Below are 15,008 nucleotides of genomic sequence, written 5' to 3'. Positions count from 1 at the left end.
CTTACTCGATGCCGAGCTTGGCCTTGACGAGGTCGTTGACCGCCTGCGGATTGGCCTTGCCGCCGGTCGCCTTCATCACCTGGCCGACGAACCAGCCGGCCATGGTCGGCTTGGCGCGCGCCTGTTCGACCTTGTCGGGATTGGCCGCGATCACCTCGTCGACCGCCTTCTCGATGGCGCCGGTGTCCGTAACCTGTTTCATGCCACGGCTTTCGACCAGCGCACGCGGATCGCCGCCTTCGTTCCAGACGATCTCGAACAGGTCCTTGGCGATCTTGCCGGAGATGGTGCCGTCCTTGATCAGGTCGATGACCGCGCCGAGCTGGTCGGGCGAAACCGGCGCATTTTCAATGTCCTTGCCCACCTTGTTCAACTGGCCGAGCAGATCGTTGATGACCCAGTTGGCGGCGAGCTTGCCGTCGCGGCCGGCGGCCACCTTCTCGAAATAATCGGCGACCGACTTTTCCGACACCAGGATCGAAGCGTCGTAGGTCGAGAGACCCAGCGAGGAGATGAGCCGCGCCTTCTTGTCGTCGGGCAATTCCGGCAGCTCTTTGGCCAAAGCATCGACATAGGCCTGATCGAATTCCAGCGGCAGCAGGTCGGGATCGGGGAAATAGCGGTAATCGTGCGCTTCTTCCTTCGAGCGCATCGAGCGCGTCTCGCCCTTGACCGCATCATACAGCCGCGTTTCCTGATCGATCTTGCCGCCGTCCTCGATAATGGCGATCTGGCGGCGTGCCTCGAAGTCGATGGCCTGGCCGATGAAGCGGATCGAGTTCATGTTCTTGATCTCGCAGCGGGTGCCGAACTCACCACCAGGCCGCCGTACCGAGACGTTGACGTCGGCGCGCAGCGAGCCTTCATCCATGTTGCCGTCGCAGGTGCCGAGATAGCGCATGATGGTGCGCAGCTTGGTGACATAGGCCTTGGCCTCATCGCCGGAACGCAGGTCAGGCTTGGAGACGATTTCCATCAGCGCCACGCCGGAGCGGTTGAGATCAACATAGGACATGGTCGGATGCTGGTCGTGCATCGACTTGCCGGCGTCCTGTTCCAGATGCAGCCTCTCGATGCCGACCTCGATGTCCTCGAACTCGCCCTGCCGGTCCGGTCCGACCGAAACGATTACCGTGCCCTCGCCGACGATCGGCTGCTTGAACTGCGAAATCTGGTAGCCCTGCGGCAGGTCGGGATAAAAGTAGTTCTTCCGGTCGAAAACCGACTTGTGGTTGATCTGCGCCTTCAGCCCGAGACCGGTGCGGATCGCCTGTTTGACGCACTCCTCGTTGATGACAGGCAGCATGCCCGGCATTGCCGCATCGACCAGGCTGACATTGGCGTTGGGGGCCGCACCGAAAGCGGTCGAAGCGCCGGAAAACAATTTTGCTTCCGAGATGACCTGCGCGTGCACCTCGAGACCGATGATGATTTCCCAGTCACCGGTGGCGCCGGGGATCAAGCGTTTTGCATCGGGCGTGCGGGTATCGATGAGGGTCATGGCGGCCTGCAAATTACGATGAGTGAACTCACGTTTGAACGTGACTTTCACGTCTGAAGTGAAAGTCATTCGCTAGTGCAAACCGCCAGAAGAGACAAGCGCAAAGCCGCCGGCTGGCCTTTTCAGCCGCTTTCGCCTATAGGACTCCCATTCCAATGGAGAGTGGATGTCCACTTACGCTCAGTCCCGTTAAGGCCCTGACCTCATAGCGAGGCAGGGCAGAAAACCTGAAACCCCGTGCCGCGAAGCTTCGCGGCGGCGGCATTTTTTGTTTTCCCGGAACGCTCCACATGGATATTTCGCGCACTGAACAGCGCATCCTGCACCTGCTTGCGCAGGGCGGACGCATTGAAATCGAAAAGAACCAGAAGAAACGGATCGCCTCCGTCAAATGCCTGACCCGCGATGGCTGGCACTATCCAGACGTCGATCTCGACCTATTTCGAAAGCTGAAACGCAAGAAGGCGGTTTCGTCGTCGGGCGGCGGTCCCTACCGCATCACCAGGCGCGGGCTCGAACTCGTCCGCTCCGAACTCGACAACCGATAGACTACGGAACCGCCGGCCGGGTTTTCCGGCCGGCGGTTCCTTTCACCGCTCAGGCGGTGGCGATGTAGGCCCTGATCTCATCCGCCTCGCGCTCGACATCCTCGATGCGGCGCTTGACCACGTCGCCGATCGAGACGATGCCATCGAGCAGGCCGTCCTTTTCCACCGGCAGATGGCGGAAACGGCCCCTCGTCATGATCTCCATCACCTCGTTGACGGTGTGGTTCTCGTTGCAGATCTTAACCTTCGGCGTCATTGCCGAACGCACGGCGATATCGAGCGCGGCGGCACCTTCCTTGGCGAGAACCCGCACGATGTCGCGCTCCGACAGGATGCCGACAATCTTGTGATCGCCATTGGTGATGACCAGCGCGCCGATCTTGTGTTCGGCCAGGATGCGGATGGCTTCGCTGAGCTTTTCATTCGGCCCGAGCGTCAACACGTCGTGGCCCTTTTTTTCCAGAATTGCCTTAACGGTCATGGCGTCCTCCTCTGCTTCGCCTGCCGGTTCCCTGCCAGACCGGCTTTCGCGTAAGAGTGAACATCGTGCGCCGTGATCGGCTGCATTTCAAGTGCGGGGGTCGGTGGTCTCCCATTCCGGCGGCTGCCGTCGCCGATCAAACCAGCGCAGGCCGAAAAAGCCGGCGACGAAGCCGCCAATATGAGCCTCCCAGGCGATCTGACCATCTACTCCAGGCGCAAATCCGAGCAGGCCGGTGGCGAGGTTGATGATCATCCACATGGCAAGGAAGATCACGACACCGCGCGAACGCAAGACAAGCGCGATCGGCAGCACGGGGCCGGCGAAGGCCGCCTTGCCTGCAGAGCGGTCGGTGCGGAAACCGAAACGCGCCGCCGCACCCATCATGCCCGATATGGCGCCGGAGGCGCCGACCAGCGGTGCCTCGCCATAGGGGTGCATGGCCCAGAAGAGCGCCACGGCGGCCAGCCCGGTAATGGCGAAGAACAGAGCAAACCAGATCCCGCCGAGGCGATTGGCCAGCGGCGAACCAAAAGCGGCGAGCCAGACCATGTTGACGGCGATATGGGCAAAACCGCCGTGCATGAACGCATAGGTGAAGGGGCGCGTGAACAGAAACCAGTCGAAGCCGTATTGCCCGGTATAAAGGACGGGAATGAAGGCTCCATCGTAGAGCAGCGTCATCTGCTGCGCGTCGTTCAGCACATATTGCTGCAACAGGAAGACGGCCGCGCAAATGCCGATCACCGCCAGCACGATCGGCGGCAGGTTGAACACCGGTTCGCGCACAGGCGGCGGCAGGCTTTCGGCCGGCTCGGCCTCGGTTGGATTTTGCTGTTCGCTCATCTGCAATCGCACTCGGTGCTGTTCGACCTGGCGAGCATCTAGATCACGGCCATTGGAACCGCAAACGGCGAATCGCCCCAGTGCGAATCAAAAAAGAAGCCGTCCAAGGTTTCCCTTGAACGGCCGGTCGAGCCCCCTGCTCCCCTAAAACTCTTGACTGAAGTGCTGCCGATCGTCGCGAAACGACCGCTTCTGGAGTGGTTTTGGTGTGCCACAGGGCCTGCTCGGGGGCAACGTAAACCAGTTGTTAACCTTAACGTCCCCGACCCGTGAACAAGTGTTAACGACGCTGGCACGCTTCCTGCTCCGCAACGCATGTAGGTCATCGGAGGGCGCCCTTCTGTTCACCGATGGGACATCAGACGACAGAATGCGCGGAGCAGCATACCATGAACCAAAACGGATCGATCACGCTGTTCCATTATTGGAACCGCCTGCGTGACGGACGCCCTGCTCCGAAGCGATCGGAAGTCGAGCCGGCCGATATCAAGTCGCTTTTGGCCGACACGTTCATCCTGGAAAGAGACACGCGCGGCCAACCGGTCTTCCGCCTCGCCGGCACCAGGCTCTGCGCCTGTTATGGCCGCGAACTTAAGGGGTTCTCCTTCCCGTCGCTGTGGCGCGAGAAGGATCAGCGTCTGGTCTCACGGCTGATTCACGGGGTTTTCGACCAGAAATCCGTGGTGCTGATCAATTTCGAGGGCTTCAGCCGCAATGGCCGCTCCAACAAGTTCGAATTGCTTGCCTTGCCGCTCGACGGCGGCATCGAGAACCCGCGCTGCCTTGGCGTGATCAGTGCCGCGGAGAAGCCGTTCTGGCTGGGCGCCGACCCGATCACGGACGCAATGATCGATTCGATCCGTGTCATCGATCCGGAGAAAGAGATGCTCAACAACCGTCCGGCGATCGACGTTCCCTCGCTTGTTCCAGCCGATCTCGAGGCGCCCGATACGATCTCGGCGCTTGGCCGGGCGCGCCGCATCCGCCATCTCGTCGTCTTCGACGGTGGACGCGACGAATAGTTGATGATCGTACGGTCTCGCAGGCTCGTTTTTCCCCTTTGTTAACCCGCTTTGTTGTACTTCTGTGATGAAGTTCCTCGCATTGACGCGCGGGAATGCCAAACGGGGTATAGGCAGTCATGAGGTCAGCGGCGGTCGACTACGCACCGTCCCAAGCTGAAAGGCGTAACTTTCAGCGCGTCCGGGTCAAGATATACGGGCGATTCATGCTGGAAGACCGCACCGAGCACCCTTGCCAGGTTGTCGACATGTCGCCTGGCAATGTCGCGTTCCGCACCGATCGCATCGGCATGCCCGGCGAAAAGGTGATCGCCTATATCGACCATATCGGCCGCATCGAAGGCGTCGTCACGCGCACGCTGCAGGATGGCTTCGCCATGACGGTGATTGCGTCCGACCGCAAGAAGGACAAGCTGGCGGCGCAACTGACCTGGCTCGCCAACAAGCACGAACTCGACCTGCCGGAAGACCGCCGCCACGAGCGCGTCGCGCCGCGCAACCCGACCAGCGTGCTGCAGCTCACCGACGGCCGCCAATACCAGTGCCGGATCATCGACCTGTCGCTGTCGGGCGCCGCGATCGAGATCGACGTCAAGCCGGCGATCGGTGTCCAGGTCATGCTCGGCACCATGCGCGGCCAGATCGTTCGTCATTTCGAGGATGGCGTCGCCATCGAATTCGCCGTCATCCAGCGCCCCGAGACGCTCGATTCCGAATTCAACACGCCACGCGCCTGACCGGATCAAACGGACGCCGCAAGCTAACCGGCCCTGCGTGGCCGATTTTTTGTTTCCGGCCGGCGGCGATTTGTCCCTTCGCGAGTGGCCGGGCTGGCTTCCAGCAGGCAGGCTGCCTTTCGGGGCATGCGCTCCGATGCCGCCCGGGCAATCCAAACAATTCAATACTCAAATGATTCAAATTTTATGTTTATTCTATTGGCGTTTTACTTAAAGTCTGCTTCGCGCTTTTGCGTCAAATAAATCCAGCCGTGGCAATGTCTCCTTCGAACGGGGAGACTAGAAAATGAAAAAAACGAGGGGCAAGCTGTTGCTTATGGCAATGGCGATGCAGCTTTCCGCTTGGGGATCAGCATATGCCGCGGGACCGGCCTATATGCACACTGGCGGCCGTACCACACAGCCTGTTGGCCACTATGAATTCTGCCAGCGCATCCCTGGCGAATGCAACGAGAAGACGCCCAAGGGCGCGCCGGTCGACCTGAGCCGCAAGCTCTGGGCGACGATCGTCAGCATCAACAATTCGGTCAACACCCGCATCAAGCCGCGCACCGACATGGAAAACGACGGTGTCGAGGAGTACTGGGCCTATCCCGACAATGGCTATGGCGATTGCGAGGACTATGCGCTGGAGAAGCGCCGCGAACTGATGGACGCGGGCGTGCCGGCAGGCGATCTCCTGATGACGGTCGCGCGCCAGCCCAATGGCGACGGCCACGCCGTGCTGACCGTGCGCACCAGCCTCGGCGAGTTCATCCTCGACAATCTGGAAACCAAGGTGCTGTCCTGGACGGACACCGACTACACCTATCTCAAACGTCAATCGGCGGAGAATTCCGGCGTTTGGGTGACGATCAATGACGGCCGCTCCGACGCGGTCGCCAGCGTCCGCTAGGACGTAACGAGAAACCCGGTCGAGTCCCCACCCTCCCCGTCCCCAACGACCGGGTCAAAGGAGCCGGCCCCGTCCCCGGGCCGGCTCCGCCATTTCTGGCGTTGCTCGAAACCCAATCAGGGTTGGGTAGGCGCATCCGACTATCCAGAGCCTCCTTTCCATGGACGGCGGATCGCGGCATCATAGGCTGTTGGTTCGTCCTCTGGATCACGGCGATGTTGGAAATCCCGGAAGATCGATGCGAGCGCCATCGCCTGTTCAAGGCGATCGACGATGCCTTCAAGGCCGGCGACTTCGATGGCCTTGGCAAAGCCCTGGGCGGTTCGCCCCGTTGGTTCGACGAACGTATGCCGTTCGAACTCGGACTCGGACATCCTTTGGAATACGCGATCTATTGGAGCCCGGTCGGCTTCATCTCGACGTTGCTGGATGCAGGCTCGGATCCGAATTACGGGGATCACGGCGGGTTTCCGGCCATCATTGCCGCGCTGTCCACCGACCGGGCCGACAGACCGGAAATCATCCAGATGTTGATCGAGGCTGGCGCCGATCCCAATATGCGGGGCGTGAACGACTGGACGCCGCTACACTATTCGGTGGCCGTTCGTAGCGCCGAGGCGATCCGCCTGCTTTTGGCGGCTGGCGCCGACCCTACTCTTGCAACCCGCATCGATGACTATGCGACAGCCATCGAGGAAGCGGACATTGCCGGTTTTGAAGCCGGTGCTTCATTGCTGCGTGATGCCATAGCAAGGCGCGGCTCTAATAGATAATAGCCCGGTCCGGGACGCACCCCGTGGCGATACGGATCGGCCGAAACTGGCGTCAGACCTTCTTCAGCCCTGCCTTGAAGCGCTTGCCATTGGCGACGTAGTGCGCGGCCGAGCCGCGCAGCCTGGCGACGGCTGCGTCGTCCAGCACCCTGATCGCCTTGGCCGGTGAGCCGACAATCAGCGAATTGTCCGGAAATTCCTTGCCTTCGGTGACCAGCGCGCCGGCGCCGACCAGCGAATTCTTGCCGATCCTGGCGCCGTTCAGCACGATGGCGCCCATGCCGATCAGGCTGTTGTCGCCGATCGTGCAGCCATGCAGCATGGCCCGGTGGCCAATCGTGCAGCCCTCGCCGATGGTCAGCGGAAAGCCCGGATCCGTGTGCATGACCGTGTGTTCCTGCACATTGGTGTCGGCGCCGATAATGATCGGCTCATTGTCTGCGCGAATGACGACGCCGAACCAGAAACCGGCATTGCGGCCAACGCGCACGTCGCCGATCAGCGTCGCATCGGGCGCGATCCAGTTTGAACCCGCGTCGGCGAAGCTGGGCTGCGTTCCGTCGATCGCATAAAGCGGCATTGTCGGCCTCCGAATCGTCTCAGATGCCGGACCCTAAGAGACGGATCGTCCATGAGGCAATGGCAAGCACGACGATGCCCAGCGCCAGCGACCAGGCGATCGCCGTGCAACCGCATGACAAGAGCGCCATCGTCGAAATGCGCTTTTCGCGGCGGGCATCGAGGGCATCGTTGACCAGCATGAACGGCCCGGCACCAACGGTGGCCGCCAGCGAGCGCAGCACATGCGCCGGCGACACATAGGGCTCGGCGAAGGCGACCTTGCGGCCCGACAACAACTCCATCGTCGAGCCCGTCAGCCCGCACACTGTCAGCCCGACGACAAAAGCAAACAGGAAGAGTTCCATCTGAGCCATCTTAACCCTCCATTTACCATGAAATCGCACAGTCGTTTCGGAAAGGCTGCAAGAGCCGTGCCGCGCGATGTGTGCCGCCGGGGGACACTGGGAATGGCGGTTGGGATGAGGACCGAGATGAAGCAGGCAGCGATCGCCGACGGCCCTGAACTCACCGTGGTCGATTCCACGCTGATGAAGCGGGTGTTCTATGCCTTCGCCGCACTTGCCTTGCTGTCGGTCACTATCAGCCTTGGCGGCAAATGGTTCGGCCATAGCATCGCCATGGCCGGATATACCGACGACACGACGGTGCGCCGGGTGGTGATCGGCAACAATGTCATTTCCGTGCCGGCCAATTTCATCCGTTTCGACCAGGCCCGGCGCGACGGCATCGCTTCGCGTCTCGACCTTTATCTGCGCTATCCCCAGATGGACGGGTATAGCGAGGCGGCCCGCGACGATTTCAATCACGCGGAAGCCAACAGGAAGATCATCTTCCTGTCCTTCGAACAGCAGATGATGTCGCGCGACATGAGCGGCCGGTTCACGCCGATCTACAGCGCGCTGATCGTCCAGCCCGGCATTCCGGGACCAGGCGGCACGACGGTCTACGGTTTCAATGAGAAATCAGGCTACCTGAACGAGGTGCTGGTGGTCGGCAAGCGCGGGGGAAAGGACCTTTTCGTGGCCCGCTGCCTGAGCGGGCCGACTGCCGGTCAATCGCTGGCGCCGTGCGAACGCGACATCCATGTCGGCGACGATCTCAGCCTCACCTACCGTTTTCCCAAGGAATTCCTTGGCGACTGGCAGGCACTCGACGTGGCAATGACCGCTGAGGCCGGGCGAATGTTGAAGAGCGGACATTGAGAGACAGTCGCAGGCCGCGCCTGGCGCGGCCTGCCATTTGATACGGGATCAGCCCAGATCGATGTCGAGGATCGCCATCGAGAAATTGTAGTCGCCGTCGTCCTCATCCTTGAAGACGATGCCGAGGAACTCGTCACCGACATAGACTTCGGCGGAATCTTCCTTGCGCGGCCGTGCCTTGACCTCAAGCTTGGGGTTCTGGAAGACGCGCTTGAAATAGGCGTCCAGCTTTCTGATTTCGTCCGGCTTCAACAGTCTTCTCCGATCATCGGGCTTGCTGGTTTGAAGGGCGCTTCTGGCACGTCGACAATGGCGATGTAAAGGCAAGCCGGCCGTATTGCACCGCAAGCGGCAGCGCCGCCGGACAAAATCGCAATCGCGCCGGACGGCGCGCCGGCGCAGAAATCAGATATCGAAGCTGATCACCTGGTCCATCGACTGCGACGGCAGGAGCTGGTCCATCTGGCGCGAAGGCTGGTCGCAGCCGGTCTCGCCGACCACGCGGGCCGGCACACCGGCAACCGTCTTGTTGTGCGGCACGGGTGACAGCACCACCGACCCGGCGGCGACCTTGGAGCAATGGCCGATCTCGATATTGCCGAGAATCTTGGCGCCGGCGCCGATCAGCACGCCGCGGCGGATCTTGGGATGGCGGTCGCCGCCGGCCTTGCCGGTGCCGCCCAGCGTCACGCCGTGCAGGATCGACACATCGTCCTCGATGACCGCGGTCTCGCCGACGACGAGGCCGGTGGCGTGATCGATGAAGATGCCCTTGCCTATGCGCGCGGCCGGGTTGATATCGGTCTGGAAGACCGAGGACGAGCGGCTCTGCAGATAGAGCGCGAAATCCTTGCGGCCCTGGGTCCACAGCCAATGCGCCAGCCTATGGGTCTGAATGGCGTGAAAGCCCTTGAAATAGAGCACAGGCATGATGAAACGGTCGCAAGCCGGGTCGCGGTCGTAATAGGCCTGGATGTCGACACGCACGGTCGTCGGCCATTCCTTGTCGTCGGCCAGCATGGTCTTGAAGGTCTGGCGGATCAGGTCGGAGCCGATATCCTGGTGGGCAAGCCGCTCGGCGATCCGGTGGATGACGGCCTCTTCCAGGCTCTCCTGGTTGAGGATCGTCGAATAGAGAAACGCGGCAAGCAGGGGGTCGCGGTTGACGGCGTCCATCGCTTCGTCGCGGATCGAACGCCAGATCGGATCGACCGGCTGCAACGCGCTATGGCGGGAAATGCTGATGCTGTTCATCGACGTCGCGTCCTGCTGGCTTGCCTGTTGTCCGGCGGCACATATAAGCCAGATCATAGCATGATTGAACTCAATTTTCCTTAGTGCTGTGTCAAATGGATTTGGTTCGCAGGAATTCAAGCGGCCATGGAAAACGAACCCTTGATCGCTGAGTCGCCGGAAAGCTGCCTTTCGCGCCCAGCGGCCGGGACGATCCGAGTGACTGGCTCGAAGAGGCTGAGATCGATTAACTGGACGGATGACCAACATGGAAGACCAGCCCTTGATCGACGAACCGCTGAAACGGGAACTCGCGGCGCTCTACCTGGCCGAAAGCCGTCACTATCACAACCTTGCCCATATCGAGGCGATGCTGGCGCTGGCCGGCGATTACCGAGCGCTGCTCAGCGATCCGGAAGCCGTCGAAGCGGCGATCTGGTTCCACGACGCCATCTATGACAGCAAGGCCAAGGACAATGAGGCCAGAAGTGCGGCGCTTGCCGCGCAAAAGCTCGCGAGCCGAACCGACCCGGAGCGCCTGGACCGCATCGGCGCGATGATCCTCGCCACCGCCACGCACCAGTTGCCCGGGTTCGATGACGACGCGGCCACACGCGACGCCAGCCTCTTCCTCGACATGGATCTGTCGATCCTGGGCGCCGCGCCGGATGCGTTCGACGCCTATGAACGCGCGGTCCGCCGCGAATATGGCTGGGTGGAGGAGCCGGTGTGGCGTACCGGGCGGGGAGCCGTGCTGAAGGATTTCCTTGCCCGCGCGCACATTTTCCTCACCGAGGAATTTCGCCAGCGCTTCGAGCCGCAGGCCAGGCTGAACATGGCGCGCTCGCTGGAGGCCTTGCAAAGGACCTCGTGATTTTCGCCGGGGTGCACGGGGCTTTTGCATGCGGCCACAAGAAGCCAGACTGCGAGGGGCGGATCGCCGAAATCGTCAAACGTGAATTCTTCTGAGGTGCCGACATTATGAGCAGCAATTTCTTCCAGCCGGTCGATGCCTCGGCCGTTCCCCGTTTTGCCGGGCTCTCGACCTTCATGCGGCTGCCGGCGGTGGCGAGCGCCGAAGGGCTCGATATCGCGCTCGTCGGCATACCGTGGGATGGCGGCACGACCAACCGCGCCGGCGCACGGCACGGCCCCCGCGAGATCCGCAACCAGTCGAGCCTGATGCGGCGCGCCCACCATGTGTCGGGCATCGAACCGTTCAGCATTGCCAATGTCGCTGATGTCGGCGACCTCTCGGTCAATCCGATCAACCTGATGGACGGGTTGAAGCGCATCGAGGACGGCGTCGCTGCGATCGTGGCGGCAGGCGCCATTCCGCTCGCCGCCGGCGGCGATCATCTGACGACTTTGCCGGTGCTGCGAGCCGTCGCCAAGGATCGTCCGGTGGGCATGATCCATTTCGATGCGCATTCCGACACCAATGACCGTTATTTCGGCGACAATCCCTACACGCACGGCACGCCGTTCCGCCGCGCCATCGAAGAGGAACTGCTCGATCCCAAACGGGTCGTGCAGATCGGCATTCGCGGCTCGATCTATGAGCCCGGCGAGCATGACTGGGCGGTCGCCCAGGGCATTCGCATCATCTACATGGAGGAGTTCGTCCGGCGCGGCGCGGCCAGCGTCATGGAAGAAGCGTGCGCCATCGCCGGAACCGGCCCGACTTATGTGACCTTCGACATCGACTGCATCGACCCGTCGATGGCGCCGGGAACAGGCACGCCCGAGCTCGGCGGCTTCACCACCCGAGAGGCGCAGGAAATGGTCCGCCTACTCGACGGATTGCACATTGTCGGCGCCGATGTCGTGGAAGTGGCGCCGCCATTCGACCTCGGCAGCATGACGGCGCTGGCGGGTGCGACGATGATGTTCGAATTGCTGTGCGTGCTGGCGAAGTCGGTCCACGAAGCGAGAACGCGCAAGATCAGGTGAAGGCGCTTATGGCCGATGCCATTGCCGCGAGGATGGGCAGCCCCGCCGCCACCGACAGCCCGTTGAGAACGATCCCTGCAGGCCAAGGGCGCGATTGTCGTTGGAACGCGCCAGCCCACCGGCAGACCGCTCAAAGCGGATATTCAGCATAAAACTCCAGCACGCGTTTCTTGAAGGTTTTGTCCCCGACCGCCAGCATATGGTCCCTGCCCTCGATGTGGAAAGCCCTGGCGTTCGGCATCAGGGCGGCGAGTTCGTCTGGGGAGCCGCCAATGTCGTCTGTGGTGCCGACTGCGACCAGCGTCGGCTGGGCGATGCGGGCAATATCATCCTCGCTCAGCAACTCCCGCGATGTGGCGATGCAGGCGGCAAGCGCCCGGCGATCGCTGCGGGTCTGGTCGGCGAAAGCGCGGAAAGAGCGGCCGCGCGGATGGGTGGTCGTGGCCGGATCGTCGACAAGCAGGGCGTCGGCAATCGGATCCCAATCGCCGACGCCATCGATCATGCCGATGCCGAGGCCGCCAAAGACCAGCGTCGCCACCTTGTCCGGATCCGACAGAGCCAGAAACGCCGCGATGCGAGCGCCCATCGAATAGCCCATGACATGGGCCCGTTCGATGCCGAGATGATCGAGCAAGGCTGCGGCATCCGAGGCCATTTTCGCCGGCGTATAGTCAGCCTCGTCATAGCTCTTCGATGACGAGCCATGGCCGCGATTGTCGAAGGCAATGGCGCGATACCCGGCATCGTTGAGCGTCTTGAACCAGCCGGGCGACACCCAGTTGACGTAGTGGCTCGAGGCGAAGCCGTGGATCATGAGCACGGGATCACCCTGCCCCGATGCCGGTTGGCGGTCGAGGAAGGCAAGATCGAACCGGTCATGAGAGAAGAACTGCATCGGCTGCCCCACCTCGCGTTCAGCCGCCGCCGTTGGGTGCGTCACCATTGTCCGGCGGTGGCATGCCAGGCCCGGATACGGTGCCAATTGCCGGGTGGCGCAAGAGGTCGCCATACCCGATGCCGTATTTGGCGGCGGCGCCGGCCTTGAGCTCGAGCACGAAGCGCACGGGCACGCCGGGCGAAATGATGGCCTGGGATTGCGGCTCGCCATGTTTGACGGCCCGGATCTTGCCATCCTGGCCGACAAAGATCAGGTCAAGCGGCATCGGCGTGTTCTGCATCCAGAAACTGACCTGTTGCTGTATCTCGAAGACAAACAGCATGCCGTGATCGTCCGCCATGTCCTGGCGATACATCAAGCCGGCCTCGCGCTCCGCGTCGTTGTCGGCGATTTCGATCGAGAAGGAGCGATTCCCATCTTTCGTCGCCACGACCAGCGGCGTCGGGTCGACCGGAAGGATCATCGCCCGACTGTCGGCCGAGGTCGGCCGTTCCGAATAGAAGAAAGCGCCTGCGGCCACGATCACGGCCGCAATGGCGCAAAAAACGCCCGCCGTCAGCCAGTTCCTGCGAGTCATCCACGATCCTCTGCCGAAATCGTCCTAGTGCGAAACCGGCAAGGTGCCCATATCGGGGTGAATTTCGGCGGCCATAAGGCCTTTATCACCGCGGCCGAAACGGACAAGCACGACCTGCCCCGGCCGAAGCTCGGTGATGCCATAGCGGCGCAAGGTCTCCATATGGACGAAAATGTCCTCGGTGCCTTCGCCGCGCGTCAGGAAGCCGAAGCCCTTGGTGCGGTTGAACCACTTGACCAAAGCGCGTTCGAGTCCGCTCTCCGGCGTCACCGCGACATGGGTGCGCTGTTCCTGCATTTCCGCGGGATGGACGGCGGTGGTGACATCCATGGAAAGCACACGAAAGGCCTGCAGCCCGCGATCGCCCTGCTTGACAAGGCAGACCACGCGCGCGCCCTCCAGGGCAGTCTGGAAACCGTCGCGTCGAAGGCATGTCACATGGAGGAGGATATCGCCCGAGACACCGTCATCGGGTAGGATGAACCCATAACCCTTGGCCACATCGAACCACTTGATGGCGCCGGCAATTTCGGTCAGGTCGGCGGCGTCGCCGCCTTCGTCGCGCTTCAAGGCGTCGCCAAGGGTTCCGGCCCGCCCCGTCAAAGAGGCCTTTTCCCCCATAAGAATGCCCCCTTTTTTCAAGAACACCGCAACTGATTCTTGACACCAGATTAACACCGCGGCTTCCGGTGTGTGCAAGACCTTCCCTGCCTTTTTTCACGGTTCATTGCGGGAATACCGGATTTGTTCTTTGCCGGCATCGCCGGCCGCGGGAGATTGCCCTTTCGCCGGGCCGACCCTATGTTGCGCCGCATCCCAACAGATCGAGGAAAACTCATGCGCTATCTGCACACCATGGTCCGCGTCGCCGACGTCGATGCCTCGCTCGATTTCTACTGCAACAAGCTCGGGCTGAAGGAGGTCCGCCGCTACGAAAACGAGCAGGGCCGCTTCACGCTGATCTTCCTCGCCGCCTCCGAAGATGAGCAGAGCGGCATCAACGACAAGGCGCCGCTGATTGAACTCACCTACAACTGGGATCCGGAAGACTACAAGGGCGGACGCAATTTCGGCCACCTCGCCTATGAGGTCGATGACATCTACGCCACCTGCCAGCATCTGATGGACAATGGCGTCACCATCAACCGGCCGCCGCGCGACGGCAACATGGCATTCATCAGATCGCCGGACGGCATTTCGATCGAGCTTCTGCAGAAGGGCCCAGCGAAAGCCAAGGCCGAACCCTGGGCTTCGATGGCCAACACGGGAAGCTGGTAGGCGTCGGCCTGGCACCGGGCGGAAGTTGCCCGGCCGCCTTTTGGCGTTTTTCACGAAGACACCTATCTACCCGAACATGGCGCCAGCCTGACAGGTCTGGCGCCATGTCAAGCAATGGGCGCCTGCCCTTCCGGAGAGTTCACTCATGCCGACCAGCCGTGCCGATGTCGCCACCGAACATGCCAGCCGCTATCTGCAGCAACTGTGCAAGCACTGGGCGCACAAATTTCCCGTCGAATTCGATCCCACCCATGGCACGATCGATCTGTCGCTCGGCCGTACTGTCATGGATGCGGACACGGCAGCGTTGCACATCGTGGTGTCAACCGACGAAGCGGGATCGCTCGAGCGCCTGGAAAGTGTCGTGGCCGACCACATCAAGCGCTTTGCCTTCCGCGAAGAACTGACCTTCGACTGGAAGCCGGCGACGGCAGCGTAGGTGTTTGTTTGAGCACGATCCTGAAAACCGGTACCCATTT

The 15,008-nt window shown here is 61.8% G+C and carries 20 protein-coding genes; 10 read left to right on the top strand and 10 right to left on the bottom strand.

The genetic code is table 11. From position 1 onward, the window contains the following. Window position 1: 1 nt before the first annotated feature. Window positions 2-1,501, bottom strand: coding sequence for an Asp-tRNA(Asn)/Glu-tRNA(Gln) amidotransferase subunit GatB (gatB, locus tag CK228_RS13915; protein ID WP_095770287.1), 1,500 nt, complete (start codon window positions 1,499-1,501; stop codon window positions 2-4). 290 nt (window positions 1,502-1,791) lie between these two features. On the opposite strand from gatB, the gene CK228_RS13910 reads away from it, so the two are divergent. Next, complete coding sequence (locus CK228_RS13910; RefSeq protein WP_095770288.1) at window positions 1,792-2,049, top strand: YjhX family toxin; 258 nt, start codon at window positions 1,792-1,794, stop codon at window positions 2,047-2,049. 49 nt (window positions 2,050-2,098) lie between these two features. Here the strand turns inward: CK228_RS13910 and CK228_RS13905 are convergent, their stop codons facing one another. After that, entirely contained in the window at window positions 2,099-2,530 is a 432-nt protein-coding gene (locus tag CK228_RS13905; protein ID WP_095770861.1) for a CBS domain-containing protein, read from the bottom strand. A gap of 87 nt (window positions 2,531-2,617) precedes the next feature. Continuing rightward, a complete protein-coding gene (locus tag CK228_RS13900; RefSeq protein WP_095788211.1) occupies window positions 2,618-3,376 on the bottom strand; it encodes a rhomboid family intramembrane serine protease in 759 nt (252 codons plus the stop codon). A gap of 389 nt (window positions 3,377-3,765) precedes the next feature. On the opposite strand from CK228_RS13900, the gene CK228_RS13895 reads away from it, so the two are divergent. The 4 genes from CK228_RS13895 to CK228_RS13880 all read left to right on the top strand — a co-directional run bounded on the left by CK228_RS13895 (window position 3,766) and on the right by CK228_RS13880 (window position 6,803). Next, window positions 3,766-4,398 carry a PAS domain-containing protein gene (locus CK228_RS13895; protein WP_095770862.1) on the top strand — a complete coding sequence of 211 codons (633 nt, stop codon included), beginning with the start codon at window positions 3,766-3,768 and terminating at the stop codon, window positions 4,396-4,398. Between the two features lie 119 nt (window positions 4,399-4,517). After that, window positions 4,518-5,135: a PilZ domain-containing protein gene (locus tag CK228_RS13890; protein WP_010909193.1), complete on the top strand. Its 618-nt coding sequence runs from the start codon at window positions 4,518-4,520 to the stop codon at window positions 5,133-5,135. 286 nt (window positions 5,136-5,421) lie between these two features. Then, window positions 5,422-6,030, top strand: a complete 609-nt coding sequence (locus CK228_RS13885) for a transglutaminase-like cysteine peptidase (protein WP_095770290.1) — start codon at window positions 5,422-5,424, stop codon at window positions 6,028-6,030. 215 nt (window positions 6,031-6,245) lie between these two features. Next, the gene (locus CK228_RS13880) at window positions 6,246-6,803 is read left to right on the top strand and encodes an ankyrin repeat domain-containing protein (protein WP_095770863.1); all 558 of its coding nucleotides are present in this window, start codon (window positions 6,246-6,248) and stop codon (window positions 6,801-6,803) included. A 52-nt stretch (window positions 6,804-6,855) separates the two neighbouring features. On the opposite strand, the gene CK228_RS13875 is transcribed toward CK228_RS13880, so the two are convergent. Then, a complete protein-coding gene (locus CK228_RS13875) occupies window positions 6,856-7,383 on the bottom strand; it encodes a gamma carbonic anhydrase family protein (RefSeq protein ID WP_095788210.1) in 528 nt (175 codons plus the stop codon). A gap of 19 nt (window positions 7,384-7,402) precedes the next feature. Then, entirely contained in the window at window positions 7,403-7,738 is a 336-nt protein-coding gene (locus CK228_RS13870) for a hypothetical protein (RefSeq protein ID WP_095788209.1), read from the bottom strand. A 117-nt stretch (window positions 7,739-7,855) separates the two neighbouring features. Here CK228_RS13870 and CK228_RS13865 point away from each other — a divergent pair, with 117 nt between their 5' ends. Further along, window positions 7,856-8,587, top strand: a complete 732-nt coding sequence (locus CK228_RS13865; protein WP_095788274.1) for a hypothetical protein — start codon at window positions 7,856-7,858, stop codon at window positions 8,585-8,587. A 48-nt stretch (window positions 8,588-8,635) separates the two neighbouring features. Here the strand turns inward: CK228_RS13865 and CK228_RS13860 are convergent, their stop codons facing one another. Together CK228_RS13860 and cysE are read right to left on the bottom strand one after the other, a co-directional pair. Next, the gene (locus CK228_RS13860) at window positions 8,636-8,839 is read right to left on the bottom strand and encodes a DUF3126 family protein (protein ID WP_019857879.1); all 204 of its coding nucleotides are present in this window, start codon (window positions 8,837-8,839) and stop codon (window positions 8,636-8,638) included. Between the two features lie 153 nt (window positions 8,840-8,992). Then, window positions 8,993-9,841 (bottom strand): serine O-acetyltransferase, encoded by an 849-nt coding sequence (cysE, locus tag CK228_RS13855; RefSeq protein WP_095770865.1) that lies wholly within the window; start codon window positions 9,839-9,841, stop codon window positions 8,993-8,995. Window positions 9,842-10,088: 247 nt separating this feature from the next. Here cysE and CK228_RS13850 point away from each other — a divergent pair, with 247 nt between their 5' ends. Next, window positions 10,089-10,694 carry a hypothetical protein gene (locus tag CK228_RS13850; protein WP_095788273.1) on the top strand — a complete coding sequence of 202 codons (606 nt, stop codon included), beginning with the start codon at window positions 10,089-10,091 and terminating at the stop codon, window positions 10,692-10,694. A gap of 107 nt (window positions 10,695-10,801) precedes the next feature. Next, the gene (gene speB / locus CK228_RS13845; protein WP_095788208.1) at window positions 10,802-11,773 is read left to right on the top strand and encodes an agmatinase; all 972 of its coding nucleotides are present in this window, start codon (window positions 10,802-10,804) and stop codon (window positions 11,771-11,773) included. 130 nt (window positions 11,774-11,903) lie between these two features. Here the strand turns inward: speB and CK228_RS13840 are convergent, their stop codons facing one another. From CK228_RS13840 to CK228_RS13830, 3 genes are read right to left on the bottom strand one after another with little or no spacing between them, the layout of a single operon-like run. After that, complete coding sequence (locus CK228_RS13840; RefSeq protein WP_095770867.1) at window positions 11,904-12,671, bottom strand: alpha/beta hydrolase; 768 nt, start codon at window positions 12,669-12,671, stop codon at window positions 11,904-11,906. Window positions 12,672-12,690: 19 nt separating this feature from the next. Continuing rightward, window positions 12,691-13,251, bottom strand: coding sequence for a DUF192 domain-containing protein (locus tag CK228_RS13835; RefSeq protein ID WP_095788207.1), 561 nt, complete (start codon window positions 13,249-13,251; stop codon window positions 12,691-12,693). Between the two features lie 24 nt (window positions 13,252-13,275). Further along, complete coding sequence (locus tag CK228_RS13830; RefSeq protein ID WP_032920553.1) at window positions 13,276-13,872, bottom strand: cold-shock protein; 597 nt, start codon at window positions 13,870-13,872, stop codon at window positions 13,276-13,278. 216 nt (window positions 13,873-14,088) lie between these two features. Between CK228_RS13830 and gloA the strand changes: the two genes are divergently transcribed. Beyond that, complete coding sequence (gene gloA / locus CK228_RS13825; protein ID WP_010909179.1) at window positions 14,089-14,529, top strand: lactoylglutathione lyase; 441 nt, start codon at window positions 14,089-14,091, stop codon at window positions 14,527-14,529. A gap of 145 nt (window positions 14,530-14,674) precedes the next feature. Next, window positions 14,675-14,968, top strand: a complete 294-nt coding sequence (locus CK228_RS13820; RefSeq protein ID WP_095770296.1) for a DUF2218 domain-containing protein — start codon at window positions 14,675-14,677, stop codon at window positions 14,966-14,968. The last annotated feature ends 40 nt before the right edge of the window (window positions 14,969-15,008 follow it).

Origin of the sequence: Mesorhizobium sp. WSM4312 (assembly GCF_002294875.1) — a bacterium.
GTDB lineage: Bacteria > Pseudomonadota > Alphaproteobacteria > Rhizobiales > Rhizobiaceae > Mesorhizobium.
Note: the sequence above shows the minus strand (reverse complement) of the source record. Positions and strands in the feature narration are given on the sequence as shown.